7 protein-coding genes are annotated in these 7,571 nt (G+C 65.8%); 3 read left to right on the forward strand and 4 right to left on the reverse strand.

The features are described from left to right. On the forward strand, window positions 1-363 hold a 363-nt coding region (locus tag AC1DJN_RS18845; RefSeq protein WP_478039764.1), incomplete at its 5' end, for a divalent metal cation transporter. Window positions 364-456: 93 nt separating this feature from the next. On the opposite strand, the gene AC1DJN_RS18850 is transcribed toward AC1DJN_RS18845, so the two are convergent. The 4 genes from AC1DJN_RS18850 to AC1DJN_RS18865 form a co-directional block, all read right to left on the reverse strand. Further along, a complete protein-coding gene (locus AC1DJN_RS18850; RefSeq protein WP_032975313.1) occupies window positions 457-783 on the reverse strand; it encodes a thioredoxin family protein in 327 nt (108 codons plus the stop codon). Beyond that, on the reverse strand, window positions 755-1,234 hold the full coding sequence (locus tag AC1DJN_RS18855) for a flavodoxin (protein WP_032975359.1): 480 nt from the start codon (window positions 1,232-1,234) through the stop codon (window positions 755-757). Before AC1DJN_RS18855 ends, AC1DJN_RS18850 begins: the two co-directional genes overlap by 29 nt. Window positions 1,235-1,247: 13 nt before the next feature. Continuing rightward, on the reverse strand, window positions 1,248-2,288 hold the full coding sequence (locus AC1DJN_RS18860) for a ribonucleotide-diphosphate reductase subunit beta (protein WP_032975312.1): 1,041 nt from the start codon (window positions 2,286-2,288) through the stop codon (window positions 1,248-1,250). A gap of 113 nt (window positions 2,289-2,401) precedes the next feature. Continuing rightward, a complete protein-coding gene (locus AC1DJN_RS18865) occupies window positions 2,402-4,729 on the reverse strand; it encodes a ribonucleoside-diphosphate reductase subunit alpha (RefSeq protein ID WP_478039774.1) in 2,328 nt (775 codons plus the stop codon). Between the two features lie 482 nt (window positions 4,730-5,211). Here AC1DJN_RS18865 and AC1DJN_RS18870 point away from each other — a divergent pair, with 482 nt between their 5' ends. Together AC1DJN_RS18870 and AC1DJN_RS18875 are read left to right on the forward strand one after the other, a co-directional pair. Next, entirely contained in the window at window positions 5,212-6,189 is a 978-nt protein-coding gene (locus tag AC1DJN_RS18870) for a zinc-binding dehydrogenase (protein ID WP_478039768.1), read from the forward strand. A gap of 220 nt (window positions 6,190-6,409) precedes the next feature. Then, window positions 6,410-7,571, forward strand: a 1,162-nt coding sequence (locus AC1DJN_RS18875; protein ID WP_478039770.1) for a TonB-dependent receptor plug domain-containing protein, incomplete at its 3' end; no start/stop codon positions are given.

A 7,571-nucleotide genomic window follows, 5' to 3' on the forward strand; every position in this document is an offset into this window, starting at 1 on the left:
GGCTTGAACTCCACGGTGACCGCGACACTGGCCGGGCAGATCGTGATGGAAGGSTTCCTGCGCMTSCGCCTGCCRSCSTGGMTGCGGCGGCTGATCACCCGCGCGCTGGCGATCATTCCGGTGGTGGTGGTCATCATGCTGTTCGGCGACCAGGGCGCGGTGAAGCTTCTGGTGCTGAGCCAGGTGGTGCTGTCCATGCAGCTGCCGTTCGCGATCATCCCGCTGGTACGCATCGTGACCGACAAGGTGACGATGGGCGCGCTGGTGGCGCCGCGCTGGCTCGGCGGCATCGCCTGGGTGATCGCGCTGGTGATCGTGGTGCTGAACGTGAAGCTGCTGGTGGATACGTTCGCAGCCGGTTGATCCGCGCGGTGGGAATCCGCCGGGCATTGCCCGGCGCTACCGCTGGCGACCTGCAGTAGATCCACGCCATGCGTGGATGTGGCATTACCGGCGCTACAGGAACTCCGCGATGGCCGCTTCGATCTGCTGCGGCGACTGGAAACCCGGCATGCGCATGCGCTCGTCACCGTCCAGGAACAGCGACAACGTAGGGGTCTGCCGCAGGCCCAGCTCGCGGAAGAACGCCTCGCCCACCACCTCCAGCTGCACCCGCAGCAGGGTCGTGCCCTGCCCTGCAGTGCCGCTGGCCACCCGCTGCAGCGACATGTCCAGCATCCGGCAGCCCGGGCACTGGTCCTTGTGGAAGTCCACCAGCACGCGTGGATGGTCGGCCAGCAACTGCTGGAACTGCTCAGGCGTGGTGGCGTCGATGATCTGCATCGGTGGTACTCCAGTAGTGATCCAGGACCGCATCGGTCCAGGTATCGATGGCCGCGGCATGCCGCCGGCCATGTGGCATCTGTTCGATCTCCAGCGGCGGGTAGCCACTGTGGAAATAGCGGATCAGCCGGTGCACCGCACCGCAGTAGTACTCCTGCCCCCACTGCGTTTCACCGGTGCCGAACACCGCCACCTGCCGCGGCCGCTGGCCGCGCTCGGCGATGCCTGCCACCCAGGCCTTCATCTCCGACGGTGTGCGCCCGGCGTTGTCGGTCCAGCAGCCCAGCAGCACCAGGTCAGCCTCGTCCACCGGCAACGGCGGGGCCTGGCGCAGGTCGTCGGCCTCCTGCCAGTGCACGGCGTGGCCTGCGGCCCGGCAACGCGCGGCGATGTGGCGGCCGAGCTCACGGGTGTTGCCGCTGAGCGACGCCACCACGATCAGGATGCGCAGCGCCGGGCCGCGCTCAGAGGTCGTCGAAGCCGTTGTCGACGTTGGTCTTCTTGTAGCTTGCATTGCGCATCTCGAAGAAGTCGGTCTTGGTCTCGGTGAAGTTGTCGGCGTAGGCCTTGATCCACGGCATCACGTTGTCGGCGGTGTCGCTGTACAGGCGCTCGATGCCGAGCATGCCGGCCATCTTGTTGGCGCGGTACTTCACGTAGCGCACCATCTCGTCCACGTCGATGCCATCGATGCCATCCAGCACCTCCGCCGACCACTGGGTTTCCAGTTCAATGGCGTGTTCGAACGACTGGTGCACGTAGGCGGTCAGCTCGTTGGTCTGCAGTTCCGGGTTCTCGCCGATGATGGCGCGGATCAGCTCGCTGATGAACTTGGTGTGGGCCAGTTCGTCACGGTTGATGAAGCTGATGATCTTGCCGGTGCCGTTCATGCGGTTCTGCCGCACCATGTTGTAGAAGTACGCGAAGCCGGAATAGAAGTTGATGCCTTCCAGGATCGAGGACTGGATCAACGACTTCAGCAGGGTTTCGGCGGTCTTCTCGCGCATGAAATCGTCATAGGCCCCCATGATCGGCGCGTTGCGCTTGATGATGGTGGGATGGGTGCGGGCGATCTCGAAGATGCGGTTCTGGTTGGGCAGGTCGGTGATCGAGGCCAGCACGTAGCTGTAGCTCTCGTTGTGGATCACCTCCTGCTGGCCGATGATCGCCGCGTTGGCGTGCGCGGCCGGATCGGTGATGTACTCGGCGACGTTGTAGATGAAGCGCGTCTGCGGCGAATCCAGCGTGGCCAGCAGGCCGATGATGGAATCGTAGGCGTTCTTCTCGCGCGCGTTGAGCTCGCCGTACTGGCGTGCATCCACCTTCATGTCCACTTCGTCGGGGATCCAGAAGTTGGTCGACAGCTCCTTGTAGGCGCGATAGAACGACGGGTACGGAATGTCGTTCCAGTTGAGGATGCCGCTGGTGCGGCCGTTGATGATGCCGGTGCTGCGGTTGGGGTGGCGCGGTTCGAGGATCTTGATGCGGTCCAGGGGTGTTGCCATGGTCTTTCCTGCAGAGGTAGCGCCGGGCCATGCCCGGCGGAAGGTAAGGTGCGGTGGCCGCGCGCTGCGCTCGCCGGGCCTGGCCCGGCGCTACCGCGGTTGGAGCGCAGCGATCAGCTCGAGCACCACTCGCATTCGCTGATGTCGATGTCGTTGGAGCGCACGTAGTAGGTGGTCTTCAACCCTTCCCGCCAGGCACTCAGGTGCAGCTCCAGCAGGGTGCTGGCGCGGATCGTGCTGGGCACGTACAGGTTGAAGCTGATCGACTGGTCCACATGGCGCTGGCGGCGTGCGTTCTGCCGCACGCTGGCGAACTGGTCGACCTTGTAGGCACCCTTCTCGTAGTACGGCCAGGTGTCCAGCGACAGGCCAGGCGCGGCCACCGGTCGCCGGAAGTCCTTCTTTTCCTCGTAGTAGAACGCGCTGTAGATCGGGTCGATCGACGCGGTGGAGCCGGCGATCTGCGCGGTGCTCATGTTCGGCGCCACCGCCAGCAGCCAGCCATTGCGCAGGCCGTTGGTCGCTACCTCGCGCGCAAGACTGTCCCAGGCCGCGCCACTGTAATCGCGGTCACGGAAATAGTTGCCGTTGTGCCAGTCGCTGCCGGCGAACATCGGATAGCTGCCCTTCTCCTTGGCCAGCTGCGCGCTGGCCTGGATGGTCAGGAAGTTGATGCGCTCGAACAGGCGATCGGACAGTTCCTCGGCCTCGGGCGATTCCCAATGGATCGCCTGCTGTGCCAGCAGGTGATGCCAGCCGAACGTGCCCAGGCCGATGGCGCGATACTTGCGGTTGGTGATGGTGGCCTGCGGCACCGGCAGCGCATTGAGATCGATCACGTTGTCGAGCATGCGTACCTGGATCGGAATCAACCGTTCCAGCACATCCTTGGCCAGCAGATCCTCGGGGGCGGTGATGGCACGGCCGAGGTTGATCGACGACAGGTTGCAGACCACGAAGTCGCCCGCGCGGCGGGTGGTGACGATCTGGTCGCCGCTGACGATCTCCTGGATCATCCGCGTCGGGCTCATGTTCTGCAGGATCTCGGTGCAAAGGTTGCTGGAATAGACCATGCCCGCATGCTTGTTCGGGTTCTTCCGGTTCACTTCGTCGCGGTAGAACAGGAACGGGTTGCCGGTTTCCAGCTGGCTGAGCATGATCCGCTTGAACAGGTCGATCGCCTTCACCGTGCGACGGCTGATGCGTTCGTCGGCCACCAGCTCGGCGTAGCGGTCACGGAAACTGCCCTGCCCTCGCTTCTCGTCGTAGAAATCCTGCAGGTACCAGCCCTTGGCCTGCTTCACCTCGTGCGGATCGAACAGGTACCAGTCGGCACGGCGCTCGACGGCCTCCATGAACAGGTCCGGCACGCAGATGGCGGTGAACACATCATGCGCACGCAGGCGCTGGTCGCCGTTGTTCAGGCGCAGGTCCATGAACGCCTCGATGTCGCGGTGCCAGATGTCCAGGTACACCGCCACTGCACCCTTGCGCTGGCCGAGCTGGTCGACCGACACCGCCGTGTTGTTGAGCTGCTTGATCCACGGCACCACGYCGCCGGACGAGTTGGGCACGCCGCGGATCGGCGCGCCACTGCTGCGCACGTACCCCAGGTACGCACCCACGCCCCCACCGTGCTTGGACACGCGGGCGATATCGGTGTTGGAGTCATAGATGCCCTGCAGGCTGTCGTCCACCGTGTCGATGAAGCAGCTCGACAGCTGGCCGCCGACCTTGCCGGCATTGGCCAGGGTCGGCGTGGCCACGGTCATGTACAGGTTGGACAACGCCCAGTACGCCTCGCCCACCAGCTGCATGCGGCGCACGCGGCCGCTCTCACCAGCCCCGCCCTCGTTCTGCATCAGGTACAGGGCAATGGTCAGCCAACGTTCCTGCGGCAGCTCATACACCTCGCGGCTGCGATCGGTAGCCAGGTAGCGCGTGGCCAGCAGGTACAGCCCGTTGTAGGCGAACAGACGATCGCGCTCGGGGTCGATCATCTCGCCGGCCTGCTGCAGCTCTTCCTTCGAATAGCAGCGCAGGATGTCATTGCTGTAGATGCCGCGGTCGGCCAGGCTTTCCTGCAGGCCCACGTAGGAACCGTACTTCAGGCTGACATCGTAGAAGCGGTTGCGGCTGGCGCGCTTGTAAAGCCGGCGCAGATACAGGCGTGCAGCGAACTGTTCCCACTGCGGCGCGACAAGGTCGACGCGCGATTCCGCTTCGCGGATCAGCAGATCCACCAGATCATCGGCACTGATGCTGGGCTTGCGTTCGACCATCGCCAGCACCACGCGGCGATAGTCGGCCACATCCAGCTGCGGCAGGTCGGCGTGGGTGGTGTCGATGCTGCGCAGCAGGCGCGCCGCATCGAACGGCAGGCGACGATTGCCGGCTTCCTTGGTGATCCAGGTCGGCACGCGCTCGCCGCTGGCGCGCATGGCGTCGCCGGCGCCGGCCAGGTCGGCCACGCGGAAGGTACTGTCGGTCATGGTGGTGGAACTCCAGGCTCGTGCGCGCGTCGGCGTCCGATGCCATGGCGGCCCTGCACGCGATACCGGCGCACGGGGCGAACGGGTGAAGTGCCAAGGGGCGGGAACACAGGTCGTCGGCATCTGCCTGCGCCTGCGGCCGGTATCCGGGCCGTGGGGGCGACCTGCGTCCGCACGGTGGCGGCCGCGTCGACACGGCAAGCCTTCAGGGGCGGGCCGCGGGACGTTTGCTGCATGTCCGGCGGCGGCGGCTGACCGGGAGTGACAGCCACAACATAGTGGGGATATTCCGAGCCGTCAACACAAGATGCGGTGATCGCGCGCCAACGCGACCATCGGTCGCAGGATGCCGTGTTGCACGTGCGCGGCCTTGTCGACGCTGAGCGCATCCCCAGTTCGGTACAACTTCAACTTTCATTGGAACACCGCCCATGCGCGCTGCCCTGTACTCCTCCTTCGGCGATCCAGCCCAGGTCCTCRCCGTTGCCGATGCCCCCCTGCCCGAACCCGGTCCCGGCGAAGTACGCATCCGCACCGTGCTGGCCTCGATCCACAACCACGATCTGCTGACCGTGCGTGGCCTGTATGGCTACAAGCCGACGCTGCCGGCGATCGGCGGCAGCGAAGCACTGGGCGTGGTCGATGCGCTCGGCGAAGGCGTCGACGGCCTGCAGATCGGCCAGCGGGTTGCCGCCGCCTCGGTGCACGGCACCTGGGCCGAAGCGTTCATCGCACCGGCGCGGATGGTGATCCCGATGCCGGACGCGATCGCCGATGAAATGGCCGCACAGCTGATCGCCATGCCGCTGAGCGCGTTGATGCTGCTGGAATTCCTGCACGTCGAGCAGGGCCAGTGGATCGTGCAGAACACCGCCAACGGTGCCGTCGGCAAATCGCTGGCGATGCTCGCAAAGGCGCGCGGCGTGCACGTGGCCAACCTGGTGCGCAATGCCGAGGCCGTGGCGCAACTGCAGGCACTGGGCATCGATCACGTGTTCGATACCTCGGTGGACGGCTGGAAGGACCGCGTGCGCGAAGCCACCGGGCAAGCGCAGGCCGCTGCTGCAGTCGATTCCATCGGTGGCGATGCCAGCGGCGACCTGGTCGACCTGCTCGGCCACCACGGCACCCTGGTCTCTTTCGGTGTGATGAGCGGCGAGCCGATGCGCATTCCCGCCGGCGGCCTGATCTACAAGGAAGCCACGGTGAAGGGCTTCTGGGGCAGCAAGGTCAGCCAGGCAATGGCGGTGGAAGACAAGCGGCGGTTGGTGGGTGAACTGCTGAAGCGTGCGGCCGGGGGTGAACTGACCCTGCCGGTGGAGCAGATCTTCGCATTGGACGACATCGCCCAGGCGGCGAAAGCCGGCGCCGGTTCGGGCCGCAATGGCAAGGTGCTGCTGCGCGCCTGATGCCCACGGGGTCGGATCCCTTTCCGAAAGGGAAGGGCTCTGACCCTGCAGGAGCGTGCGGACCAACGGTCCGCACCCACCGAGATGGTCTGCCCCACCAAGGCCGCCGACTTTCGTTAAGAACCTGTGATGTATAACTGAATGCGCTTTCGTCATTGGAAGGCGCACTCACCCGCGTGCGGTACTGGCGGCTCCTCCACCGTTTGGCGTAGTCGCTTCCATGTATCGCACCACCCTGCTTTCCAGCGCGGTCGCGCTGGTCCTCGTCGCTGGCACCGCCAGCGCCGCTGAAACCGCCGACACCGGCAAGGACAGCACCACCCTCGGCACCGTGCTGGTGACCGGCTCGAACATCAAGCGCAGCGACACCGCCGGCCCCAACCCGGTGCAGGTCGTCACCCGCGAGCAGATCCTGCAGACCGGCCGCTCCACCCTTACCGACGTGCTGCGCAACCTGTCGGCCAACGCCGGCAACAGTTTCGACGAGCAGTACACCGGCAGCTTCGCTGCGGGATCGGCCTCGATCGGCCTGCGCGGGCTGTCACCGAAGAACACGCTGGTACTGGTCAACGGCTACCGCGTGGCCAACTTCGGTTTCGCGCTCAACACCCAGGACACCTTCGTCGACCTCAATGCGCTGCCGATCAGCGCGGTCGAGCGCATCGAAGTGCTGAAGGATGGCGCCTCGGCGGTGTACGGCTCGGACGCCATCGCCGGCGTCATCAACATCATCCTGCGTCGCGACTTCCAGGGCGTGGAAGTCGGCGGTGGTTTCGGCACCGCCACCCAGGGCGGCCTGAACGAGCGCAAGGCCAACCTGCTGGCCGGCTTCGGTGACCTCGAGCAGCAAGGCTGGAACGTGCTGTTCGGGCTGGACCTGCTCAAGCGCGACCGCCTCGACGCCGACCAGCGCGCGTACACCCGCGACGGCGATTTCCGCGACAAGCCCGGTGGCCGCCTCGCCGGCTGGTCCACCGCCGGTGGCAACTGGCTGTCCAATCCGCGCGCACCGCAGCCGTTCTCGCCCTGCCCCGAGGGCAGCGAGCTGCGTCCCTACAGCGACTTCGGCAGCACCCTGCCCGGCCAGGCCTGCGCCTTCAACGCGCAGCCGTTCAAGACCCTGCAGCCCGGCGCCGAGCGCCTGCAGGCATCGTTGAGCGCGACCTATCGCTTCAGTGACAGCGTCGAAGCCTTCGCCGACGTGCTGTACAGCCACAACAAGGCCGACCAGATCTTCAGCGCCCCGCTGACGGTCGGCCCGGGCCTGCGTGCCTACAATCCCGCCACCGGTACGCTGACCGATATCGCCGCTGTCCTGCCGGTCGGCCATCCGAACAATCCGGGCAGCACGCCACTGCCGTTCGAGTACACCTTCTTCGATC

It is taken from the genome of Stenotrophomonas sp. 05L414_2, assembly GCF_056397905.1.